This window comes from Bradyrhizobium yuanmingense (assembly GCF_029167105.1).
GTDB lineage: Bacteria > Pseudomonadota > Alphaproteobacteria > Rhizobiales > Xanthobacteraceae > Bradyrhizobium > Bradyrhizobium yuanmingense_A.
This window is the reverse complement of the sequence record NZ_JARFML010000060.1, coordinates 1-23,590: the sequence shown is the minus strand read 5'-3', so window position 1 is coordinate 23,590 and position 23,590 is coordinate 1. Positions and strand designations below refer to the sequence as shown.

Sequence of the window (23,590 nt, the reverse complement as noted above, 5' to 3'; positions counted from 1 at the left end):
GTCCCCCAAGTCCCCCCCAAGTCCTCTAGCAGAGGCGTAAGCCCAAAATGCCTATTTTTATAGGCCATAATCGATCTTCACGAACGCGCGGGGCTGCGCTGTGCTGGAGCAAAAGGCGTATTCCATCGCGGCCTTGGCAGCGGCGGCGTCCGGTCTGGGAACGAGCACGGCGTCATGAAGGGGCAAAGCCGGGATGCCGCTCTCAAAGAGGTGCGTCACCACGGCAATCAGCAATTGGCTTTCAGCGAACATCAGTTCAAAACCGATGCCGGTTTCAAACAGACCGGCAATCGGCTCGTGCTTTTGCCTTAGCAGGGCCAACGCTTCCTTGAGGTTCAACCCCGGAAGTAGCGGACTGCAATCGCGTGGCCAGCGCCTCAGAGGGCCTCGCGTGAAGAGCAGAGCGTTGAGGAGCAACTTCCAGCCATCACGCCCGGTGCGATCTCCCGTCACATCGTAAAGGTCTCCGATAGGCTGCGGCGCTCTGGCGCGGGCATAGGCGAGACGCGGAAAGAGTTGTTCGTAATCGACATCGGCCACCGGCTTGCCGTGGATGCGAATCTGCCGGAATCGATCTTTGCGGGGCATTGTCATCCAGAAGCCGCCGGAAAGCCTGCCGCCCTGTTGCCAGCTCTTGTTATTAAACGTCCTGCGGAGCGTCCGCCGGTAGGGGGCAATGATCTCGCCTTCCTTGCCGAGTCGGGCAGCCGCGCGAGGGCCAGTAAGTTCGATATCGGCATCGAGGAGCCAATCATTGATACGTTGTACTTGCCTGCGAAGTGTCGTCGTTTTCTGGCTCTCTGAGTAGTTTATTAAGGTCGCATTGCCGTCATCGTCCCTGCCCGACTTAAGGACGAGGATTTCCGGCTCCTGCTCGCGACGGAAGGAGGCCGGCGTCACCCTCGGAAAGCGTTCCCTGAGATAGGTGACCGTTTTGAAGAGAGACGGAGCTTTCGCCGCTTTCGAGAACCGATAGCCTGTCGTGTCGCGTTTGAGGAGCTTCAGTCGCTCTAACAGGTCAAGCAGGCCAAGGAAGTGCTGGCCGTAGACTGGATTCCGGTAGCGGTTTGCACCCCACATCATGTTGTTGTCGAGCGGAACGGCGAGCGCCGCGGCTTCGCGAAGGAGACATTGCATGAGCAGATTGCAAGCAACGGCCTCAACAGCGATGGTGAACTTGCGTAGGTCTTCATCCTTGCGAGCACGAGAGCGAAGGCCGAGCTTGTCTTCCTGTGCGATCAGATACTGCGTGAAGCGACCGATGGCTTCCCTTAGCTCCGGGGTTCTCGCCCGCAACTGCGGATCGAACCGCATGTGCTGATTACTTAATGTCATGGCCCCAAGAATCTGTGCTCAAAGTGACCGGCTTGATGCCCCAACATGTGCGTACCGTTATTCAGCCACCAGATGTGACGTGCGAGAGCCTGTCACTGGTAATTATTCGAGGCCTGCTGCCCGAAGCACGGGATGGCGTCCATACCGTTTCACCTTCAAGGCGAGGATGGCGGAAAGGTGCTTTTCCACCGCCCATTCGCACGGCTGCTCGACGGCCCGCCCGATCAGTCGCAACACCGGCCCAGACGACCTGGGAAAGGCGTGGAGTTCCGCGACCTTTCTGAGGCGCCCTCTCTCGTCCGGAAGTTCCCAAACGCGATGGTAGCCGCTTGCAAGGCGATGCAAAGCCTTTGCGATTTGAACCGTGCGAAACTCCTTCGTCCGGTGAGAGCCGGGGTCTTCCTCGATCAATGCCGTGACGGCCAGAACGATGGCAACGATGCGCTCTGGCTTGATGCCTGCGACACGGAGCCGGGCCAGCGCAATGCGAGCCCGTTTGTTGGCCGGCATGCCCCTGAGCCTCGTGGCGATCTCGGTAGGACCGACCTCTTCGAGGAGCGACGCAATGGCATTCAGAGCCGCCTTGATGAAGCGGTCTGAATCTGTTCTAGGCCGGAGATACGAAGTCGCCGCTGCGAGGTAGGGCTTTAACTCAGCTGCGCTGTATGTTCCATGCCAGTGTGATCCGTGGCGAGCTTTGTGCTCCACATGTTTGCGGCAATGGAAGGCGGCAAGGCCGGTCCCACTCGCTCCCATCGTGGAATTGCGACAACCAGGTATCGCGCAACGGCCCGCAAACGCAATCTTGAATATCCTTGCCTTGAGCCATCTTTCGCCGGCAGCCCCGCGCATCAGTTTCTATCCCTGCAGGCTCCTTTTGCCCTTTCGTTCAGCTGACGCCGAAGCTCAGTGCAATGTTCCTTCTTCCAACTCCGCGCAAAGGATTCGAGATGGCGATTGTCCAGGAGCTCCAAGTAACGGCCCCAAATGTCGGAATTTGCAACTGGCTCGTTGTGACTGTTACGCCAGCCGCGAGCTTTCCAATTGCGTGCATGCTTGACGCCATCGGTGATGTACGTGCCTGGAGCATAGACGAGGCAAAACGATCCATCGCCTACCGTTTCCAAAGCTCCGACCAGGGCTGCAACCAAAGCACGTTTCTCATCGCTTCTTTCGGTTCGGCTCTGCTTAGCTTCGCTGTCGTCGACTATCGTTCCGTCCATTGTCCGAATTTGCCAGACACATGCGGACGGCCCTGATTGGCCTTCGTTTTGGAGATCAGAAGAATCCAAAAAGATGACGTAGTCAGCAGTGGGTAAGAAAGCTTCGTTTCTCGGTAAGGGAAGTGCAGGCGTACTCTGCGAGGCGGCTTTCACGTTGGCTCCTGATTAGCTTTTCGACACCGCCAAAAGCAGCGGCAAGTGTCATTTGAACTCTTCAGAGCGCGGTGCAAGTCGTAGCGTGCGATCAGGACAACCGATGCTCCGCCCTTTCGCAGCCTCCACATTCACCGGGCAACGCGGAACTACAGGCCAACAATGCACTATTTGTCCGATGGCTTTCTGGTGTTGGAGGAAACGTGTGCCCCAACATTGCGCCATGGATTGTCGCCGCGGTCCCCCGACCAGGCTTCGAGGTCACGAGTGCGAGACATCAACTCAGACATGAGATGAACGTTGGACCAGTCCCAAAGGCGGCTTAGGGTCGCTTTCTCGTTGGCGATAGCCTTCTGATCTCGATTGCGCCGGGATAGAAAGCGGCGTGCTCGTTGAGCGTTGATTGCTTCCATTTCAGCCGGAATCCGACTGGAGCGACACCAGTTGATCAAGTCTTCAACGGTTCTGCGGTATCTGGCACGGGTAGCCGCAGAGTACGATTGGGACCGCAGCCAATCCTCTGCACTTGCAGCTATAGATGTCGTTCGGCCCGAGGCCAGATTGAAAAACCGCATGGCGCGGGCGTTGCCTATTTTATCCTCAAGCTCGTATGCCCGATCAACCAAGGCATCGAACTGGGAGTACCGCTGTTCGAGGTCAAGCGCGTGTAGCTCTTCCGCATTGATTGGTTGGCCGGACGCGGGCAATCCACGTGCGGTTAGTGGATTGTCTTCGGGGGGGATGTGTTTCCGCCAACGTTGCGCCTCCGATAGCAGCCCCGGTGGAGTTCGATCTCGACGCGCGAGTCTCCTGAACCGTCTTTGCATCTGGTCAACAAAAGCTTGAGCGGCTGGAGCTGCTTCTCTGGGATCATCGGTTTGGAGGTTTTCGTAGACGAACTTCTTAAATCGAGTGCCGGACTCGTTGATCGGGAAGTGAAAACGGAGCTGCTCAGGGATGCGCAGTTTTGCTCTGTAATGGTTGCCGTGCCACTCAGTGTACGGCGGTGGCTTTCCTGTTCTGCGTGTGGGGGGCATTGAGTTCGGTTGTTTTGAAGGTGGCGGTCGCCCAGTTTGGGGGCGAGTCAAGGTGACGCAGTTGTCAATTCTAGACCAGGGCCTCAAATTACATAACTGCCTAACGACCATCGCGCGGATTTGGAATTGGGGCGCAGAAGTGAAGATCGTCGCGTATCGAAGGGTATCCCGCCAGAAGCAGTTCAAGAGTGGCCTTGGTCTAGAAGCTCAAGAGGCTGACATCGAAAAGTTCGCCAAAGAGCGTCGGGCTCGAATAATCGCTGCGTACACAGAGGTAGAAAGCGGCAAGACCGACCAGCGGCCTCAACTTACGGCGGCTCTCCATCATGCTCGTGTCACGGGAGCAACACTCGTAATAGCAAAGCTAGATCGCCTTTCTCGCTCCGCATCCTTCACGCTTGCACTGAGGGATAGCGGAGTTAGGTTCGTTTGCTGCGACATGCCGGAAGCCAATGACCTTACTATCGGCGTCCTGGCAGTCGTCGCTCAGGCCGAGGCCCAAGCAATATCCAGGCGAACTAGGGACGCCCTCCAGATGGCTCGTAAGCGCATGGAGGAGAGGGGGCAGCGGGGCCACCCGGAAGTGCGGCGACTAGGTAACCCCAATGGTGCCGCTGCACTGAAGAGGGCAGGGAAGGGAAATCATGCAGCCTCCGCCAAGGTCCGAAAGAATGCCGACCAACGTGCAAAAGATCTTGCACCGGTTTTGAAGGACATCCAGCAAGCCGGAGTTGTCACTCTGTCGGCCATTGCCGACGAATTGAACAGTCGTGAGATGATGACGGCACGCGGCGGAAGGTGGCACGCCTCATCGGTCGCCAATTTGTTGCGCCGTCTGCAGGATTGAGGGAGCATCTCTGAATTTGAGAGAGGGGGACGGGGGTAAAGCGCGACGTCGGAGTCACGAGGTCAGGTCTCGCGTGCGACCCCCTTCGCTGAATATCTGCCGGAGCCGCTCCTGAAAATTTAGTTCTTAACCCTTTGCATTGGAAACGAGCCGATCAAGCGGACAGCGAACATAGCGAGGCTGATACTGCAGCATCCGCTCGCGCGGTCGTTGACCAGAGTTGGGGCTCGACGTGCCTTAATTCGACGAGATGATGACGTAGAATGAGTGCCTCCCGACGGGACACTTCTTCGAATGAAAACTCGGTGATGCAATCACCCACGTACTTGCACCATTCAGCACGATCGGCGTGGGCTGCCGCGGCGACCATGCTGATACGTATGGCGTTGTCTTGAGTGATCTCGATTCCCGGCTTCCGCCTCACCACGCGCATAAGCACCCGCACTTCCTCGGCCAATCCCACGGAACGAGTTACGGCCGCCACCGTAGCCAGCCCCGTTAGCATATGAAAAGCTTCGTCCGCGGACTTTATATGCCGCAGCTGGTGCTTTACTCGCCTTAGTCCGTCCGCGGCCAATTCAGCGAATACAGCATCAACTCGATAGATGAGTGCCGAATTCACCAAGGTTACAAATGAAAGCGGTGTGAGCGCTTCCTCCTTGAGGCTCTTTCGCAGGTTGGATTCGACTTCCTCGGGCATCACTGCCACTGCCTCGATTCCCCCTTCCAGTGGTCCGGGCAAGAAAGAATAAGGGAACTTTACTTGCGACCGAATGGAGTCGTTGCCGTCGCCGTTCAAAAATTCGCGGAAGCCTTCCGATTTCACAAGCGAAGCCCCCGTGCGATCTACGCCCGCAATGCGTCCAATAAACTCGGCCTTTAGTTGCGTGGCGAGAATAAAGTCCGGGCTCCACCTGGGCTCTTGCCGCATATCAACGAAGGTTTGGAGATAGTACAACGAACCTCGATTCTCCATAACCCAACCGCAAAAGTCCGAAGTCGCGATAGGCGTATTGACAATGGCTCTTTCGAGCACACAAGCGTGCGCAATTGAGGCGAGCCGCCTCCAGTGCGGCGAACGGTGCCGACAAATTCCTGTGCGGGCAAGTTCACCTTCAACGAGAACTATCAAGCTGGTAAGAAGTTGTAGCCTGCCGTCAGGTTTTTCCGGATCATCAGCTTGGATCAGTTGGGCAAGGCGCTCGAGATACGGCTCGAGTTCTGGAATTTGACCTAATCGACTGATCCCCCATTCAATGCCACCAAGCTGTGAAAACCGATCCCCGCTTGCTTCAAGCCAAGCGTAAAAGTCGATAATTTCGCTTGCAGGAAGGTCATCAATACGTAGGCTTTGCGGACCAAAGGGGTGCGAAGACGCTAAGAAGACATTTTTCAGTCCGAGCAAGGGGCTTTGCCTGACGAGTTCTGCGCTCCTAGGGCCGCAGACCTGATCGAAAAATTCCTTCAATCCCATTCCTGCAGTCGGTTCGCCTACTAGGCGATCAAAATAACGAAGATCGTCTGGAACAAGACATTCAATTCGGATCGTTTGCTGGCGGAACAGCTTCTCAATCACGCCAGCTACGTAGCGAGGCGTAGAGCGATATTCAGCGAGCAGCTCGTCAACTTCTTCGTCCTCGATGGCCCGCTCCTTGAGTAAGTCGCGCCATCGCTTCATCCGCGCATCATTCACACCGAATTTGGCGACCTCCGCGTCAAACCATTTCAAACGCTCAGCGCTCTCGGGATGCAGACAAGAAAGGTCGGGGATCAGAAAAGTCTTAGCTCCATTAACGAGCTTGATTCTCGCTTGCTGATTGTCGATAGACATCCGCCAAGTACCGCCTCCCCTTCCTTCAATAAGGACCTCAGCAACTTTCGATGCATAAAGAGCTCGTATCTGCTTGAAGAGTTCGGTTCGCTTAAAAGTAATATCGCTCTGATCAAGCGTGACATCTGCATCAACGCTCAAGCCGAGGCGGTCGCGAAATGCCTTATTCTCCAACGCGGATGCTCTAAGGCCGGGAGGGAAAAGGCCGAGCAAAACGACAGCTAGTTCACCGGGGTTTGACGGCTCAGGCGTCATCGGCCGCCTCTTTAGGATCGTTTGTGGCAGCATCCAGAATAAGCGACCGAACCTGTTCTATAATGTCCGCGTAAAGCTCCCGCTCTTCCTGTCGAACTTGCTCCAAGAGTGCGCTTTCATACCATCGCCAGTACTTTTTCTTTGTCTCAAACTTGACGCCCGTGTTCAGCATTCCCAGAGATAGTATTTGACCTCGATATCGAGCATTCATGGCATTGGGCTGACCCTGACCACAATAGCGTGACGCCCATCGGCGGATGTCGAATTGTTCGAGCAGCCAGTTCGATCTAGCGATTGCCGTCGTTTCGTCGATACCGTCTGGCCATTGAGCCTTAATCGTCTCCATGAAGCAAAGCGAGACTGTGTCAAGCCACACTGCTTCCTTTGGCAACTGCAAGCTGTCCGAGAGCTGTGCAACCAAGATGCTCTCGCGTACCGCCTTCAATTCTGCAGTTTCGACCAGTTTCCCATCAACAACACGTGCCTTTTGCACGAACTCCATTAGCTCGTCTTGTCTCAAGGGGATGAAGCACAGGCCCGCCCGGCGTAGCGCAGTAACTTTCTCTCGCATATCAGAATTGGTTAATGAGAAAGTCAGAAGATCATAAGTCGTCCAGACTTGGCGGACGCCAAAATCACCTGTGATATTCCCATGCTGATTGAAATGACGATCATCAACGACGACAACGTCAGCCAATGCTGCAACACGCATTAGTTCAAAGGTGGGATGTCGTTGGAGCCGTTTGCTCAGGTGATCTTCATCTGAAGTGGATGGCGCTAGCGTGACTTTCCCCCTCTCAATGCCGCTAAACACCGCCCCCCTGACACCGTCGATAATTGCGGTAACGCGCTTAGCCAATCCCTCATACTTGGTGAAGCCGTCGCTTTGCAGCATCTCGCTTGGCGGCACGATTCCAATCAACCCGGCATCGTGAAGCTTTCCAAGAACGCGGATATGCTGCAGGTACGTTACTGAGAGCTCATCTAGATACAGAAGTGCGCCAGCCTCGATTGAAACCGATGAGGGCCACGGTTTCTCCTGAATCTTAAGGTATGAAACTGCACGCTGCTCTTCCGCTTGCGTAAGTTGCCCAAGTCGAGCGAGCGCAGCGACTACGTCGGCGCAGCTACAAACGAAAGCCGCATGCGCACCGAGGTCGGCTTCCTCCTCCATCAGCGAACCAACTCGATGAATTGGCGAGGACCGTACGACCAGTTTTTGCCTGCCGCTGCCGACGCTGTTCTCAGCTTCAGCGAACATTGCTGCCAGATCGTCACCAACTTCAGAAGCAAACTCTAGGTCAATAGGAACGGTTCGATCGAAAACGGTCAGCTTCTTGGCGTCAACTAAATCTTTTATCGTCCTTGCATCCACGATCCTGCTAGGCTGATGGAACTGTACGCGCTGCTTTTCTTCGAACAGCCATCCAAGCGTTCCGTGTGGAATTATGATTGTATCAAAAAACTCAAAGGCACCTTTAAGGGAGCCGAGCAATTCAAGTGTCAATAGAGCGGTCGGGTCGAATGCTGCCGTTTTCGCGGTTGAATGAAAGAAACGGCGAGCGCCGCTATATGCATAGACAGGCGAACGTCTGCGGACGTCTTGTGTATCCGAATTGGCAATTGCGGGCATCAACATCATTTCGAACAAAGTTCGATTCAAAAGATGCCCGGCGCCAAACATTGGAAGGTCACCTGCGCGGAGTTGTTCCCAAGTTCGCGTCTCCCGCTGCTGCCACTCGGGATGTCGTTCTACTATGTCCTTCAACGACATCCGCTGAACGGGTCCGTCGTCGCCCGATAGAGCTGCGGCATTCTCAAGCCAGCGCGTTGTTTGCTCGTCCTCTCTCCCTGCGCCGATTGCTGCGCCGTAACACCCAATCAGAATTCGCGGGTCGCCATTTGATCGATCTGCGGCTTCGTCAATCAACTGACGTGCTCGACCAGAGCCCAAATGATGCGCCAGTTGGCCTGCACGCAACAATTCGTCCGCGGTGCGCTCACTCCGCCGCTCCCACTCTTGCTCAACGAACGCGCCTAGCGAGGTCCAATCTCCAGAAGCGATCGCGAGATTCACTAACAGGATGCGATCATCATGCTCATCGCGTTTTGCGCGAAGTGTGATCACGGCGTCACGACAAGTCCGAACGTCGCCTGTGTGGTAGAGAGACCACGCTCTGATCGCTTCAAGGTAATCAGATTGAGCCAACAAGTCGGGGTGTTGATTCAGTAGCTGGAGAACGCCATCGTAGTTCTTTGTTTCGAACAGTGCATGGGCCAGCGACTTACAAGCCGACAACTCATGCGTTCGGTTGAAGAACTCGCGGCCGTAGATGACCATTCGCGACCAATCACTCTGCTCTTCGAGCCGATGGACCAGATTAGCGAGATCAGCCAGGGAGTTAGACGCTTTGAACTCGGCTTCTCTGGCCTCGATTGGATTTGCGCCCTTAGCTTCAGCGAGAATACGTTTCAGTCGGCCTCTCAGCGTCTCCACATCATTGCTGCTTGGAAGCTCATATATCCGTTCTTCAGCAAGGTCTGTCTGCCCGGATTGTATGAGCATCTGTATCTCGACAGACGCTATGTAGATAGGATTCAGATGCTTTATTAGCTTCGCTTTGTGCTCAGCTATATATGCCGCAACTTCCCGGGCAGAGCTTTTCGTTAACGCTAAGCTGAATCTCGCTAGGGCGACTTCAGGTGAGCTTCCATCGGAAAGCGTATCTTGCCGATCGAGTTCACTTTCAACGGCCTGAAGATCGAGTTTAAGGCCAAATTGTAGCGCCATCGGCAAGCGGCGAAGAGAATGTTGCGGATTGCGCATACTCATCTGCAGTTCTGCGAGCGCAGCCGTTCGAGAAGATGGGTCGCGCAACTTCAGCCATAGTGCACGGTCGCTTGCATCGTTGCTAGCCCAAGTACATCCAAGAGCCGAGGCAAGTGCGGCCCCGCGTTCATAGAGGACACATGCCTTGCGCCGCTCTTCCAAAGCAGATGCATCATCGGCGAGAGGGATTGGGTCTGCATCGAATGGTAGGTGCGATCGAATCAAGGATCTAAGTTCGACGGGTGCGGCTTGGACTAGATGAGCGTCGGCCGCCTCAAAGGCGAGTGCCGGCGTCTGTTCAAAGTCGGCATCCTGCAACCCATTCGCTGTCGATAGGGCTTCCGGCCACAGCTCGCTGTCGAGCTGCTTCTTAAGCAGAAAGAATTTTCCGTCCGAAGAGATGTTGCTCGTTGATAGCCCCGCTCTGTAAAACCAGTCTAGCGCATTGGGTTTGTCTTTCGCGTTAATAATAACAACGAATGACGCTGCGCGAGCATCGTTCGAATTGATTAGAGACAGCTTGCGAAGCGCTTCTGACGCGCGGTCGTTATAGGAATCGAGCAGAGCTTCGGCAATCAAAACGGCTTCGGTGCGCTTGATGTGGCGGGCTGCATCCAGAGCTCGGTTCGCCTCCTGTTTGTCAGGTTTGGCGAGCAGCACGCGAGCACACCAAGCAAGCGCGTCAGCCTTTATTTCAGCCGAAGTTGCTGCAAGCGGGCCGTCCATTAGGCTTTGAGCCAGATCGGTAGCTTCCTCTAGGTGAGACGAACGTTCGAAGAATCGAATTCGACGCACTCGTGCAGCCCGCTTATTAGTTTCAGCATCTACGAGGAAGCTGGGGACGGCGGCTGTGAGAGGGCCCATCCCGTGGTTTGACAATCGCTCCTCGATGCGAGCGAGGGCGGTCGAACTGTTGGCGGCGTCTTCTGCGATCCCCTGAAGAACGTTAACGTCCGCGATCACAGTTTTGTGGCTACGGACCGGTTTTCTCAGCTGGTCCCGGACATGGACATACACATCCGATGCCCTCGATGGAGGAGCGGCAATATCGAAATGGTCTGCATCAACTGGTATCGGCGCGGACGGAAGCCCCACGTCAGCACTATCCGGTTTGACAATCATACCGAACCAACGGACGGGCCGCGTCTCGACGAGACTTTGAGTATCGATGCCAGTTCGCGAGGCGTAACCCCGATAGAACTGATTTAGATCGCGCAAATCTGGATCGTTTCGTTCAAGTCCGCGTGCGGCGTTAGACGGTCGCGCCAATAGCCGAAGGCGTCCCGCCCACGTCGCGAGGTCCGCGCCCCGATGCGGTGTCCCCAAGAAGGTTACCCTGCTGATGCGCCTCAGTAGGTCCGCGACCGCCGGTTCGGACGGCGCACGCTCATTGGCCGTACGCAGCATCTGTTCAAAGACCAAACCGCCGAAGCTATGCGCCACGACCGCAACATCGCCGCTTCTAAGCCGCTCCTCGGCAAGGAGACGTGCAAGAACGTTGTTTGCTCGGTCAACTCGAGCCATTGAATGGCCGCGCCACAGCGTCGGAGAAGCATCATATCCGACCACCCAAATGGCTAGATTCTGGACGTCTTCGGCTAGCCAGAGGGGCCAAGGCTCTGGTGGCTCTCCGGACATCCAAATCGGATGCCCGCCGCGGCGAAGGCCGTGAATGAACACAACGTGCCTGTCCACGTTTTTTCCGTTGGAAACCAAGAATAAGTCAGCCAGCGTCGCCTCCTGCAAGGGCAGGTTGTAAATTGGCCTGGGCGATTCAGTCAAACGCGACCTTAGCCCGTCGGGGCGGCGGCCTGCCCAGCGAGCTTGTGCGCGACCCTTCCGCAAACATCTGCTACACAAAAGATGGGGGAGGCTAAAAGCGTAATTATTTCAATGCTATTTGGGCTTTCTTTGGGGATCCCCTAGGAAGCGCGATGCTTCCCACGAATGGCTGCCTTTGTATCCGCGCTGCGTCACGAGATGAAGGCCCCCAAGGCGAGCGGATCACTCCACTCTTTTTGAGGGACCTTGGCGTTTTTGTGTGGCGAACGCCGGGTTGGTTGGCATGCGATCGGCAGCGATTGGCGGGCCGAATCAATGAGACTTCAGGGAGTCGACCAGGGCGTGGGGAATATGAGTAGCATCGTCACAATGTCATGTCGCAAATTCGAGACCGATTTAAGAAGATCGCCCGGGCTTGCAGCCCAGCGCACAGCTGCACGGCATCTTCAACTTGGGGCCCACGTGCAGATCGACGGTGATTGCAATCGAGGCATCGACTCGCTCTCAAGCTGTGTCCTTGATATGTGTGTTCGCTCGAATCGGTTTTTTCTTACAGCCAGATTGGCGCGGCCACATGAAGGTAATCCTGTTTTGCAATTTTGGTTGGATGAGCCGTTACGAGGGGCTCGCTGGCAAGCCAGATAAGATAGTGGGGGGTGGAAAATTTGTGGCCGAGAACGAGACCGGACTTGAAGTCTGCAATTTTCTCAGCTGTCGCGACGGATACATCTACGGACATGTTGAGACCATCCAAGGGGAGAAGGATCGACAAATTCAAATCGAAGCCTTCGGCGGGGCTGGTGAATATGCGGATGATGTAGATGTCGTATGGACCGCTACCGATCCTGAGGAGGGCGGGAGAAGAGTCGTAGGTTGGTATCGAGCGGCAAGAGTCTTTCGCAAACGCCAAAAATTTTCGACTGTTCCTTCGCGGCAGCATGCGAAAGACGAGATAGATAACTACCGAATTTCAACGTTAACTGAAAATGCGTTTCGTCTGAATCTCGAAGATAGAACGCTGGTCATGGGCCGTGGCCGCGGATGGATGGGTCAAACGCCGTGGTGGACACCAACTTCTGGAAGCTCGCCGGAGGTTCTAGAGTTCGTAAGAAGAACGCGATTGCTGTTGGGCAGACATTCTAGGCTTAGCCGGGGCGGCGCCTGCCAAAGCAGTCCAGGGAGAAATAGTCCCGGCGCGAGCAGGGACCCATACCAAAGATACGTCGAGGCGTATGAGGTTGAGATCTCGCCAAGGCACGACAAGCTACAAGGAAGCTTCGAGCGCTACCTCGCGAGAGCAGGTGCGACACAAGTCACACCAAACGTCGCGAGCGTCGACCTGCGCTATAACGATGCCACGAGAGGATTGACGTTCGTGGAAATCAAGCCTTGCGACAAAGCCAGTGCTCGTTACGCGATCCGAACTGCAATTGGGCAGCTGCTTGACTACAGGCAGCGGGCAAACGCAGATGTGTCTCTATTGATCGTCCTTGAAACAGCGCCTTCCCATGAGGATCGGTCTCTCGCAACCCAGAACGGCTTTGGCGTAGCGTATCCCCTCCGAGATACATTTGAGGTTCTGTGGCCGACTCCGTCGTAAGTGGGGTACACTCCACGAAAGTGTAAGTAAGGAAAGGTTGCGGACGGTCCTACCTATGCAAACAATCCTAATTGCAGGATTCCCGATCGAGGAAATATGGTGTCGTATTCTCGATCAGATAAGACTGAAGACAAGCTCACGGCGGTCGATCGGACTGAACTTATGCAATTCATTGAGAACGAGCTCAAGCGCTTCTCTCAGGAGATCAAAGCGACTTATGAGAAGCATTGGCCGAGCGACATGATTGCCAAGCAAGCAAGCGGATCGGATCAACTTGTGGTTCGTGTTTCAGGGCCTGCCGGAGCAACCTCTCAAATCGGCATAATTGGTCCTACAATACCAGCTGCGCCATCCGGTCCGACAGGGCCGTCAGGACCGACATTCACGTACCGCACCAATGGTTCTTAGCGCGGATGTTAACCTGATCCGGCAGCGGTGGTACTCAACAGAAGCGAACGAGGGATCATAGTTCAATCTAATCAATGTAAGAGCGCCGAGCAGTGTGAGAAGTTGCGAGTCCTCTTGAGGATGCATATGCGCTGTCCCTGGGAAGAGAACGACTTCCTGAAGCTATGGGCGGAGTGGTGAAGATATTCGAGCGGGCAGTGCGGTGACGCTGGAGGCCATAGCGAACGAGCTGAATGGCCCCGAGATGAATGACGCCGCGCGGGGGCCGCTGGTGCCAACTTGCTTCGGAGGCTTGAGGCGTAGAGCGTTCGCTCCGCCGCCCTACTGTCTGTATGCCCAGCGTGACTGAAGACGGTTCGGGCCTTCAGCCCCCCAGGCCCGGTCGCGGGCATACGGGGGATGTCTCGCTGCCGCCCCCACGATAATGTGTGAGCCCTGAAATTGGCTTGGATGTAAGATGACCCTAGTTGTCGCTAAGGTAACACCTCACCAGATAATCATGTTGGCCGACACGCGGATTCAAAGTCCACGCCAAGAGCGAGCACTGCCGGATATAAGAAGGGGCAGCCTAAAGATCACGTTTGTCACCAGCAACGTTGCGATCGCCTTCACCGGTGATCCGGACATCGCGACTGCTGCTATCGCGGACATTCAATGAGGCCGCACGGGCTTTCAGTCAGTTATCTCAGCCCTCCAAGGCTCAAGTCGCGAGAGTGACAACGAATATCTGGTGGGATTTGCTGGTCCCCGGCGCCTCTTCCATGTTCGCGACGGCAGGGCAAATGAACGGCGAGTGGCTTTCATAGGAGATTCAGTAGACTTCGAGCGGTTTCAATCGGGCCCCCGTACTACGTCTGGAGATGACGCTGCGCAAGCAACAATAATTGGCCCAGACGTCCGAGATCAGGCGCTTGTCCACGACCAACTAGCTCGCCTTCAATGCGTGCTTGAGGACCGAAGCGTTCTGAGCGTTGGCGATTTCTTCACGGTCGCGCTTAGTGACGGAGGCACCTTCAGATTTCCATTCGTCGCGACAATGTTCTTTGATGCTGAGTCTAGGCTCTTGGCTCCAGATGGGAGCGCAATACTCAGTTCAACCGGCGAGAAGAGACATCGATTTACGACTTGGTATCCCCGCCAAAAGGGACTCGCGTCATCCGCCTTCGTGTTTCCCGACGCACAGCGAGCGTTCGTATTCTATCAAGCGGAACCCCTTAGCTTTGCGAACCAATGCGAAATGTTTGACGGCCTCGTTGGAGATCAGCTTGCTGACGAAATTGAGCGCCGCATTGGCATCCGCTTCGAGGTCTTCGAAATTCGACACCACTAGCGTGTACTTGGACAAAACGGCCAGGAGCAACCCGACTCCAAAGCTAATCAGGGAATAGGAACGGAAATTCGGCCGCAGAACTGGCTCTGAGCTTCTGCATCAGTGCAGCGGAGTTGATTGGCCCCTCTGCTTCCTCGTGCTGGGCTAGGTCAAGATAATAGTTTTGTCCGCCGTCCTTGGCGAGGATGATCCAATCACCCGTAAGGCGGTTGGCGTTTGCGCGTTCGGTCATGCCTTGTATGAACACTCTGTACGCTAAAGCTCCCGGCCACTTGTCGGGATCATGACCATGCTGCTCGGCGACCCCGTTCAAGGCCGAGCTCAGGTCGTTGTTCCCAGGCCCCCGTGCGATGTTCCATCTCTCGCCGATGTTGCGGAGCGTGTGGCGAGAGCTGAAATAGTGTGCGTGCCAGAATGGGGCTAAGGGCGGATGTTTGAACGGCGCGGGTTGCTTAGACGTTGACCGGGGTCTGCGGCCTTCCAGCGCATCGATCTGACGAAGCACAGGCACCGTGTCGTCCGTCATGACGAGACGGAGAAGTAGCCCGAAACTGACGCGCGACGTGTATGGCGCGCCAAGAAGTACTTCCGATTTCAGGTGAGCGAGCTGCTTGAGGGTGACGCTCAGCTTCTCTGCATCAGGCGGGATTGTTTGATTGGCCATCGGTCCGCGACTCTTAAGGCGTGGATCATACCAAGGAAACAGTGTAACACGACTGGTAAACATCCCCATTGCCTGCTAGAAATTGTTATTACATTTCAACGAAGTCCGTGTCGGACATCGCAATCCGCCCCTTCATCCCCCGGACATCGCACATCCCCGAGCTGTGGCTGCCCCTGAGGCACGACCGTCGTTCGGTATACGTGGCCGGCGGCCGCTGATATGATCCTCGGACGGTAAAACGGCAGCTCGCCACCATACTTTTCTGCGATGCCGGTTTTCTGATCGGACCTCGATCCCGCTCGCGCCTTTCGCATTGCTTCGACAAGAACGCTGAACAAATTCGTCAACGGCTGCCGCGTCCCCGCTCATATCAGGAGATGTGCCATGGCTGCATCGGGCTGGCGTCTCGAAGGCGAATGGATGAAGAATTGCACCTGTGCGTTTGGCTGCCCCTGCGATTTCAACGCACGGCCGACCCAAGGCTATTGCAAGGGATTGGTCGCCATGCGGATCGCCAAGGGACATTTCGAAGGGACCAGGCTCGATGGTCTCTGCTTTGCGATCACGGTCGATTTCCCCGGGCCGCTGCATGAGGGCAACGGGACAATCCAGCCCATCATCGACGAACGCGCCACGGCGGAGCAGCGACAGGCGTTGTTCGATATCTTCTCCGGTAAGCATTCGGCCGAAGGCACGCTGTTCCAGATCGTCAGCATGATCGTCACCAAGATCCATGATCCCGTGTTTGTGCCGTTCGAGTTCTCCTTCGACAAGGACGGACGCGTCGCACGACTCGTCGCCAAAGGCGTGCTCGAGACCGATGTCGAGCCGATCAAGAATCCGGTGACCGGTGATCCGCACCGCATCCAGATGGTCATGCCCGAAGGGTTCGAACATCGGGCGGCCGAGGTCGCATCCGCCGACATCCGCTCGACCGGCGCGATCCGGTTCGAGACCCGTGCTACGCATAGCTCGCTCGCCAATGTCGTGCAGACGCCCAAGGGCGTTGCGGCATGATGCGGCGCTGACACCGGCACAAGATCTCGGTGTCAGCTCCTCGTCGCCATGGACAAGTCCGCCGAACCACGGCTGGAGGCACCGCTTCAAGCCCGTGGGCGTAAGAGTCGGCATTGACCGCAGAACGCTTGATGTGATCTCCGGGCGCGCTCTTGAAGGTCGCACCGTGGCGGATGGATATCATGGTGTCGAGCTAGAGGACCAAGCGGCGGCACTCGCAAAGTATCCAAAATACGAGATACAGGGACCGCAGTAGTGGCGGCGGGTGGAGCAGCCCCGACCTGCTGTTCGCGTCCTACTATTCTTTCTTTCCGAGCGTCCCTTCGCGGACTGCGAGGGAGTGAACCATCTCTCCGCTATATCGATATCAAGGAGCCATCGAGTATGACTCTCTTTTGGCTTCGAGCCGTCTTTGGACGGACGGTCCAAGACGAATGACTGCCCGAGTGCAGCGCGCCATCTTTTGACAGACAAGTGCTGAGAATTTGGCCCACGCCTGGCTCGATCCTGCTCATCGGCCTCAGGGACGTCTATGTCGAAAAGTGGGCTTTGGCTGCCTTCGACGGCAGCACGATTGTTACGGGTGTGCGAGCGGAATTAGGGCCGGTGCCATAAACGCTATCTTACCAGAGCGGTACTTTCCCACCTCAAAGCGGCAACCGACTTCCGGCTGATGCGGGAGCATTCGGAACGCGCACAGCCCAAAGCCCTTACATGAGGAGCATGAAAGCATGTTGACAACTTATAGATTAACTCTCTTAAATTGCGTTTTCGGTCAAATACTATTCATTTGGGGAGGTAAGGATGTTTTTCCTAAGGCGTTTAGCTTCAGCGCTGGTTATCTTGTTTGTTGCAAATACGGTCGCGGTTGCAAAAAGTGAATACATCAACAGCGCATTGGCGGCCATTGATTCCGCCAATGGGCAAGCTCGATTGAGTCTGAATCGCGGCTATTACAAAACGACCTCTGGCAGTAGCGAGATCATCTTCGAGGTGCCCAGTGCTATGGGGTCGGTGCTTAAGTTTGTTTACCGGTATAGAGCCCTCGTCTCTGCGTCATGGGAATTTGACAGCTCAATTTTTGTAAATCTGACCGTGGGAGGCAAGTGCGTCCGCATCGAAGTAAAAAAGTTCGTCTATGGTGAAGGTGGTTTCATTACTGGAAGCAGTGACCAGGATATTGTGCCCACTGGGCCATGCCGTGAATCAGAGCCCTTGTCGCGTATCAATGACTTCCTGAGATTGTCCGCTGATCCTGGAGAGTTTTTCAGGGGGGCGGCATTCGTATCACTCTCAAAGATGAGGCGCTGCACTAACGCGAGCTGTACTCAGTTCGTGGATGGTTTTCCCATTCGTAGAGCCGAATTTTTTGGCAGTTCAAATAGTGGCGGCCCCCTACCGGCCCTGAAAGTTACTTTCAAAGAAGGTTCGCGAATAATACTGCCGCGCAACGGCATGATGGTGTTAGCCGCTGGTTCCGAAGCTGAGTTCAATGACCTGGTGTACGATCTGGAGACGAGCTCAGGTTCGGCTCTGCTAAACAAATTCAGCGTTGTGCTCTCGGACGGTCTAATATCCGGCGGCCAGACTCTAGTGCGGATCAAATCGCAAAGCAGATTCACGGCAGAAGAGGTGAGGTTTGAGAAAGATGATGTTGCGGTCAAGATTACTAGGGGTGCACTCACTGGCGAACTAGGTGAAGGTACTTCCATTTTACTTAGTAATGATCAGGCAAAGACCTCGACCCTTAATATCCGCTACGCCAAGGCGACCTTGGCAGGTATGACCTATGACGGGGCTAGCGCTCGATCGTCACTAAGCTTCCAACGCGGCATTCTGTCCACCCAACTGGAAAATGCGGAGCTATGGTTTTCGGATCGCAATAGCATCCGGGTGGGCTATACAAACATCAACTTGGTCTTGGGGTGTCCGGAAACCGCCAACCTCGCCGAATGTCAGCCTGTCACCTGGAATTCTGACGGGCTAAAGGTGTACGGAACCATCAATGCTTTTTCGACGACCTTGGTGGGCGGGCAGTTCAATATTTCAAACGTCGGCCAAGTTCAGCTTCGCGGAGGTCAGATAGCAGCCGACAATCTGCAGATCGACTCTTCCAATAAAACGAGTCCGATTACCGGTAAGCTGAACAAGTTTGAGATTTCGCTCGAAGGTCAAGATCTCCATATCGATGGTTCTACTATTGCTCGAGTTGCGCGTGCTGAAATTAAGGCAAATGATCTAATTTACAAAACAGGTCAAAGCCTTCCGATCGGCACCGTATATCTCACCGCCACGGCAACTGGAATCGAGGGCGGAAAGGTTGGAAAAGTGCGCTTCGATGCCGGTGCCAAACTGGAATTGAAGATCGATCGACGTGACGGAGACGAGCCAGAGATTGCGACCGGTACCATAGATGGCGAGGCTAGAGTCGCGATGGATGGGGGCAATTTTGTCCGAGTGTCCGTCAATGTTGACAAGCTCAGATACTATCGGGGGCACGGTGACGCTATAATAAAGCTTACTGCGCTGGAGGGTGCATACACGTTCTTCACGCCATCCGCTCATGACAGTAAGAGCGAATTGGGATTTGAGGCGCAGATTGATGTTAAATCGATCAAGTTGGTGCCCACGCTTGCGGAGCCGCTCGTTATTGGGCCAACCAGTATAAAAGCCTCGCAAGCGGCATGGTCGATCGATCCCGTGATCGGGATACCTTACAAGCTTCAGGTGCCTATTGGCGAGCAGGAGCTGGTTTATGCACCAATCAAAGCGCCTACGGGTGGTACTTTGTGCGCTCCCAAAGTGAATCTCGCCAGTCAATCACCGTTTATCACAGGGAAGATTGACGTGTTCGCAGCCGACAGTGGGGGCAGAATAAAGATCTACAATAACGCACTCTCGGCGGGCATCAACGCAAGTGCCGACGATCGAGGGTGTAGCAAGGTCGGAGCCCTGGTGTGCTTCTTGGTGGGTTCTGCCTTTGGTGGGCCGATTGGAGGTGCCGGTCTTGCTATGTTATGTGTTCAGGACCTTAACGAGGCTAAACGAGATCTCAGCAACAAGATCCGCGATGAGTCCGTTCGGAAAGTCGCGGAGACCAAGTTCGAATTCAACTACTGACGTATCCTTCAAGAAGGCCAGTATCCTTTGCAAGTGGCTGTCGACAAAGGGAGGAATGCCCTAAGGGGCGTTCCTCGCATTATTTCTTTCCCTGCTCCGCCGCACTCTGATCTCGACGACCTCCGTGGCACGTCGCACAAGCACTGGAGACGCTGATCTGCTCGCTCTTCAATGGGCCAAAAGTTCCGTTGACGGATGGTGCAGGATCTTGGCTGAACTTCCGGTATGCACCTGATCACTTGAGCACTCTATCAAGAGGGCGCTGGCGTGCTTCCCATGATTGCCCGAACGACCCCGCAACGCTGTTAAATCACTAAATGGGGGTGCTCTAACATGCAGTGTGTGGCGGCTATGGTGATCTCGACCTTGTCCTACCACTCGGCATTGCCGCCAAGCTCCCCGAGGACTGGAGGTCGCCTTTCGTTGGAAGCGCGGTAGGGGGCTGCCTTCAAGGTGCTCCTCCGGGACGCTTTTAGGTGGTGATGGCAGGCACCATCGGCAAGCTGACCTATGACGTACCGTGCATGAAGCAGGGTTGGCTGCCGCAGCGGTGGCGGAGGGGTGCCCACTGTAGGTCATACTTGAGGCTCGACTACGTGATGATATTTAGCTGCATCATCCATCGCCTAGAGGAACAACCCCAAGCCGCGCCCTAAGGGGCACCGCCCCCCAAGCTCCTCCCCCCAGTCCTCCTGCCCACTCCTCCTAGTCCTCTTTAGCAGAGACGTAAGGCAGCAAAGGCCTTATTTACCAGAGCCAAACTCAATTTTCACAGACGCGCGGGAGTTAGCCGAGCCAGCGCAAAAGGCACGCTTCATAGCGGCCTTGGCGGCTTCAGCGTTCGGCTCCGCCACAAGTACGGCATCATGAAGGGGCAGCGCCGCGATGCCGCTCTCAAAGAGGTGCGTGACCACTGAAATCAGTAGTTCGCTTTCGAGGAACATTAGTTCAAAACCGATGCTGGTCCCGAATAGGTGCGCAATCGGTTCGTGCTTTTGCTCTAGCAGAACCAACGCCTGCTTGAGGTTCAGTTGGGGAAGCAATGCACTGCAATCGCGTGGCCACCGCCTCAGGGGGCCTCGCGTGAACAGCAAAGCATTAAGAAGCAGCTTCCAGCCATCGCGGCCGGTGCCGTCTCCCATCAGGTCGTAAAGGTCTGCGGTAGGTTGTGGCGCTCTGGCGCGAACGTAGGCGAGGCGTGGAAAGAGTTGCTGGTAATCGACGTCGGCCACCGGCTTGCCGTCCATGCGAATCTGCCGGAACCGATCCGTGCGGGGCATAGTCATCCAGAAGCCGCCAGACAGCCTGCCGCCCTGTTGCCAGCTTTTATTGTTGAACGTCCTGTGGAGCGTCCGGCGATAGGAGGCGATGACCTCGCCCTCCTTGCCGAGCCGGGCAGCGGCGCGAGTGCCGGTCAATTCTATATCAGCATCGAGGAGCCAACTATTGATACGTTGGACTTGCCTGCGAAGTGTTCTCGTTTTCTGGCTCTCTGAGTAGCTTATCAAGGTCGCGTTGCCGTCATCGACCCTGCCCGACTTGAGAATGAGAATTTCCGGCTCCTGCTCGCGACGGAAGGAGGCCGGCGTCACCGTCGGAAACCGTTTCCCAAGATCGTCGATCTCTTTGTAGAGAGACGGAGCTTTCGCCGTTTTTGAGAACCGATAACCAGTCGTGACTCGTTTGAGGAACTTCAGCCGCTCTAACAGGTCAAGCAGGCCAAGGAAGTGCTGGCCGTACACTGGATTCGGGTACCGGTTTGCACCCCACATCATGTTGTTGTCGAGAGGAATGGCGAGGGCCGCGTCCTCGCGAAGGAGCCCTTGCATGAGCAGATTGCAAGCAACAGCCTCAACAGCGATGGCAAATTTACCCCGGTCTTCATCCTTGCGGGCACGCGAGCGAAGGCCGAGCTTATTTTCCTCGGCGATCAGATGTTGTGTGAACTGGCTGACGGATTCCCTTAGCTCCGGGGTTCTCGCCCGCAATTGCGGATCGAACCGCATGTGCTGATTACTCAGTGGCATGTCCCCAGGAATCTGTGCTCAAAGTGACCGACTTAGTGCCCCAACATGTGCGTACCGCTATCCCGCAACCAGATATGAGGTGCGAGAGCCTGTCCCCGCGGAATTATTCGAGGCCCGCTGCCCGAAGCATGGGATGGCGCCCATACCGCTTCACCTTCAGAGCCAGGACGGCAGGAAGGTGCTTTTCCACGATCCATTCCAATTCATCCTCAACGGCCCGTCCGATCAGTCGTAAGACCGGCCCAGACGACCTAGGAAAGGCGTGGAGTTCGATTTGGCGCTGCCTGCCTTGAATGTCCACGAATGGCCAGCGCTTATGGGTGCCGCTTGCAAGGCGATGCAGGGCCTTTGCGATTTGTACCGTGCGAAACTCTTTGGTCCGATGTGAGCCGGGGTCTTCCTCAATCAATGCTCGGACAGCCAGTCCGATGGCGACGAGCGCTCGGGCTTAATGCCGGCCACACGAAGCCGCGCCAGTGCAATGCGAGCCCGCTTGGTGGCCGACATGCCCCTGAGCCTAGTGGCAATCTCCGAAGGCCCGGCTTCTTCTAGAAGCAGCGCGATCGCATTGAGGGCGGCCTTGATGAACCGATCGGATTCGGCCCGAAGCCGAATATACGATGTTGCGGCAGCAAGGTACGGCTTGAGTTCGGCGGCGCTGTATGTCCCATGCCAGTGCGATCCGTGCCGAGCCTTGTGTTCAACGTGACGGCGGCAATGGAAAGCCGCGAGTCCGGTGCCCGCTACCCGCATGGTGGGATTGCGGCAACCCGGGATGGAGCAGCGCAGTGCACCACCGCTGCTTCCGAGGCGTTGCTTGATTGAACGTGAGCCCACGCTACGCGTCTCCGATCGTATCTCGGATGACGTATACTCCCGCTGTTTTGTACCTTTCTGGATTCGCTAGGCGATCTCGGTACGCTTCATTTGCAACTCGTGTGGCAACGCTTTTGGTTTCGGCGATCAGTGCCCGCTCGCCAGCCGTTACCGGCAGGCGTGGCTTGAGGTCGGCGATCGCTTGGGATTCAAAAAGTCGCTTATAGGCCGCTTGCCCGTCAGCGGAGGTCCGACTTTCACGAACCTGTTGAAAGAGAGTGTTCTCCTGCGCCGACCAGAAGTTCAGTTTCTCCATAACGCATTCTGAGCGAGACATCTCCGGATCGTCCTTCAGGACTTCCTCAATGCCGATCGCTATGCCGTGCGCCAACATCACAGATGGTGATTTCTCGCCGCCGTATCCATTCAGATAAACACGTGTGCCGTCGGGCTTGACCCAGATGCAACTGTACGCGACGGGCGCAATGCCACCGAAGCGCTGCGGCGGTTCTTTGTGTTTTGAATGGGGAAAGAGTAGGTGAGGCCGAGTCGAATTCTTGGTCATGCTAGTCCGCTTCGTCGTTTGCGCTTCGCACGCGGCAAACTAGGAAAAGCGTTTCGATCGTGTCAATCCCCCCACAGCTCCCCCACCACCACGAAGTACCTGTGCCGCAGGGGTTTCTTGCATCCGGTGGGTACCCCAACGTGGGTGTCGAGTACCCGCATGCGTATAACTAATGGTTCCTCCAAGGTGCCCTTTGCGCGGGGGCTTACTGGTTTCAAGGCGCATGCCCTAGCCCTACCGCCCAGACTCAGCTGTAGGGCGCCGTGGCGCACCCCTATCTCACGGTGGTGCTCTTCGCAGTACCCTTGCGACTTGTACCCCTGTCCACTCGGCATGTCCTCGTGAGGTAGGGATACCTCTGTCGGTTAGTGCGCGAGCCAACCCTTCCTGGGAGGTCACCCCTTGGCCTTGTAGTTCTCTGAGGGTCGGCATGAGATCCTGCGCTCGCCGGCTAGCTATCGTTCCGCGAGCGAGCCGGCTTGCTAGGTGTGCTGCCTTGGATATCGACACTCCCCGGAAGCCTCCAAGCTTGACGCCCCGCTTCTTGGCGGCTGCAAGGGCCGCCTTGGTTCGTGCGGAGATGAGGCCCGCTTCCAGCTCCGCCACGGCGGCCATCTGTTGGAGTGCTGATTCCGCTCGATGTCGCCCACCATTCCGGAATGATCTCGCCCACCATTCCGATTTGATGTCGCCCACCATTCCGAGATGATCTCGCCCACCATTCCGGGATGATGTCGCCCGGGGTGACGA

General features: G+C 55.9%; 14 protein-coding genes. 4 read left to right on the top strand and 10 right to left on the bottom strand.

The annotated features are described in order from the left end of the window. Positions 1-57: 57 nt before the first annotated feature. From P0R31_RS38665 to P0R31_RS38655, 3 genes are all read right to left on the bottom strand, one after another. Positions 58-1,314 (bottom strand): hypothetical protein, encoded by a 1,257-nt coding sequence (locus P0R31_RS38665; protein ID WP_275520438.1) that lies wholly within the window; start codon positions 1,312-1,314, stop codon positions 58-60. Between the two features lie 123 nt (positions 1,315-1,437). Further along, positions 1,438-1,845, bottom strand: a complete 408-nt coding sequence (locus P0R31_RS38660) for a hypothetical protein (protein WP_275520436.1) — start codon at positions 1,843-1,845, stop codon at positions 1,438-1,440. 341 nt (positions 1,846-2,186) lie between these two features. Continuing rightward, entirely contained in the window at positions 2,187-2,711 is a 525-nt protein-coding gene (locus tag P0R31_RS38655; RefSeq protein WP_275520434.1) for an RNase H family protein, read from the bottom strand. A gap of 1,089 nt (positions 2,712-3,800) precedes the next feature. On the opposite strand from P0R31_RS38655, the gene P0R31_RS38650 reads away from it, so the two are divergent. Beyond that, positions 3,801-4,595: a recombinase family protein gene (locus tag P0R31_RS38650; protein WP_275520432.1), complete on the top strand. Its 795-nt coding sequence runs from the start codon at positions 3,801-3,803 to the stop codon at positions 4,593-4,595. A 154-nt stretch (positions 4,596-4,749) separates the two neighbouring features. Here P0R31_RS38650 and P0R31_RS38645 read toward each other — a convergent pair whose 3' ends face one another. Both P0R31_RS38645 and P0R31_RS38640 read right to left on the bottom strand, forming a co-directional pair. After that, positions 4,750-6,681 carry a hypothetical protein gene (locus tag P0R31_RS38645; protein WP_275520429.1) on the bottom strand — a complete coding sequence of 644 codons (1,932 nt, stop codon included), beginning with the start codon at positions 6,679-6,681 and terminating at the stop codon, positions 4,750-4,752. Then, positions 6,671-11,035: a hypothetical protein gene (locus P0R31_RS38640; protein WP_275520427.1), complete on the bottom strand. Its 4,365-nt coding sequence runs from the start codon at positions 11,033-11,035 to the stop codon at positions 6,671-6,673. Before P0R31_RS38640 ends, P0R31_RS38645 begins: the two co-directional genes overlap by 11 nt. An 832-nt stretch (positions 11,036-11,867) precedes the next feature. On the opposite strand from P0R31_RS38640, the gene P0R31_RS38635 reads away from it, so the two are divergent. Next, a complete protein-coding gene (locus tag P0R31_RS38635) occupies positions 11,868-12,893 on the top strand; it encodes a hypothetical protein (RefSeq protein ID WP_275520425.1) in 1,026 nt (341 codons plus the stop codon). A 1,561-nt stretch (positions 12,894-14,454) separates the two neighbouring features. Here the strand turns inward: P0R31_RS38635 and P0R31_RS38630 are convergent. Further along, positions 14,455-14,661: a hypothetical protein gene (locus tag P0R31_RS38630; RefSeq protein ID WP_275520423.1), complete on the bottom strand. Its 207-nt coding sequence runs from the start codon at positions 14,659-14,661 to the stop codon at positions 14,455-14,457. Between the two features lie 13 nt (positions 14,662-14,674). Continuing rightward, positions 14,675-15,295 carry a hypothetical protein gene (locus P0R31_RS38625; protein WP_275520421.1) on the bottom strand — a complete coding sequence of 207 codons (621 nt, stop codon included), beginning with the start codon at positions 15,293-15,295 and terminating at the stop codon, positions 14,675-14,677. A gap of 384 nt (positions 15,296-15,679) precedes the next feature. Here P0R31_RS38625 and P0R31_RS38620 point away from each other — a divergent pair, with 384 nt between their 5' ends. Continuing rightward, on the top strand, positions 15,680-16,312 hold the full coding sequence (locus P0R31_RS38620; protein ID WP_275520419.1) for a DUF1326 domain-containing protein: 633 nt from the start codon (positions 15,680-15,682) through the stop codon (positions 16,310-16,312). Between the two features lie 804 nt (positions 16,313-17,116). Continuing rightward, positions 17,117-19,432 (top strand): hypothetical protein, encoded by a 2,316-nt coding sequence (locus P0R31_RS38615; RefSeq protein WP_275520417.1) that lies wholly within the window; start codon positions 17,117-17,119, stop codon positions 19,430-19,432. Positions 19,433-20,175: 743 nt separating this feature from the next. Here P0R31_RS38615 and P0R31_RS38610 read toward each other — a convergent pair. The 3 genes from P0R31_RS38610 to P0R31_RS38600 form a co-directional block, all read right to left on the bottom strand. Next, complete coding sequence (locus tag P0R31_RS38610) at positions 20,176-21,438, bottom strand: hypothetical protein (RefSeq protein WP_275520414.1); 1,263 nt, start codon at positions 21,436-21,438, stop codon at positions 20,176-20,178. 426 nt (positions 21,439-21,864) lie between these two features. After that, complete coding sequence (locus tag P0R31_RS38605) at positions 21,865-22,296, bottom strand: hypothetical protein (protein WP_275520412.1); 432 nt, start codon at positions 22,294-22,296, stop codon at positions 21,865-21,867. Position 22,297: 1 nt separating this feature from the next. Beyond that, positions 22,298-22,840, bottom strand: coding sequence for a hypothetical protein (locus P0R31_RS38600; protein ID WP_275520410.1), 543 nt, complete (start codon positions 22,838-22,840; stop codon positions 22,298-22,300). Positions 22,841-23,590 lie beyond the last annotated feature (750 nt).

Coding starts and splice junctions, on each gene's coding strand:
- P0R31_RS38665 (WP_275520438.1), bottom strand. CDS start 1,314: ATGCGGTTCGATCCGCAGTTGCGGGCGAGAACCCCGGAGCTAAGGGAA.
- P0R31_RS38660 (WP_275520436.1), bottom strand. CDS start 1,845: ATGCCGGCCAACAAACGGGCTCGCATTGCGCTGGCCCGGCTCCGTGTC.
- P0R31_RS38645 (WP_275520429.1), bottom strand. CDS start 6,681: ATGACGCCTGAGCCGTCAAACCCCGGTGAACTAGCTGTCGTTTTGCTC.
- P0R31_RS38640 (WP_275520427.1), bottom strand. CDS start 11,035: ATGGCTCGAGTTGACCGAGCAAACAACGTTCTTGCACGTCTCCTTGCC.
- P0R31_RS38635 (WP_275520425.1), top strand. CDS start 11,868: ATGAAGGTAATCCTGTTTTGCAATTTTGGTTGGATGAGCCGTTACGAG.
- P0R31_RS38625 (WP_275520421.1), bottom strand. CDS start 15,295: ATGGCCAATCAAACAATCCCGCCTGATGCAGAGAAGCTGAGCGTCACC.
- P0R31_RS38620 (WP_275520419.1), top strand. CDS start 15,680: ATGGCTGCATCGGGCTGGCGTCTCGAAGGCGAATGGATGAAGAATTGC.
- P0R31_RS38615 (WP_275520417.1), top strand. CDS start 17,117: ATGTTTTTCCTAAGGCGTTTAGCTTCAGCGCTGGTTATCTTGTTTGTT.
- P0R31_RS38610 (WP_275520414.1), bottom strand. CDS start 21,438: ATGCGGTTCGATCCGCAATTGCGGGCGAGAACCCCGGAGCTAAGGGAA.
- P0R31_RS38600 (WP_275520410.1), bottom strand. CDS start 22,840: ATGACCAAGAATTCGACTCGGCCTCACCTACTCTTTCCCCATTCAAAA.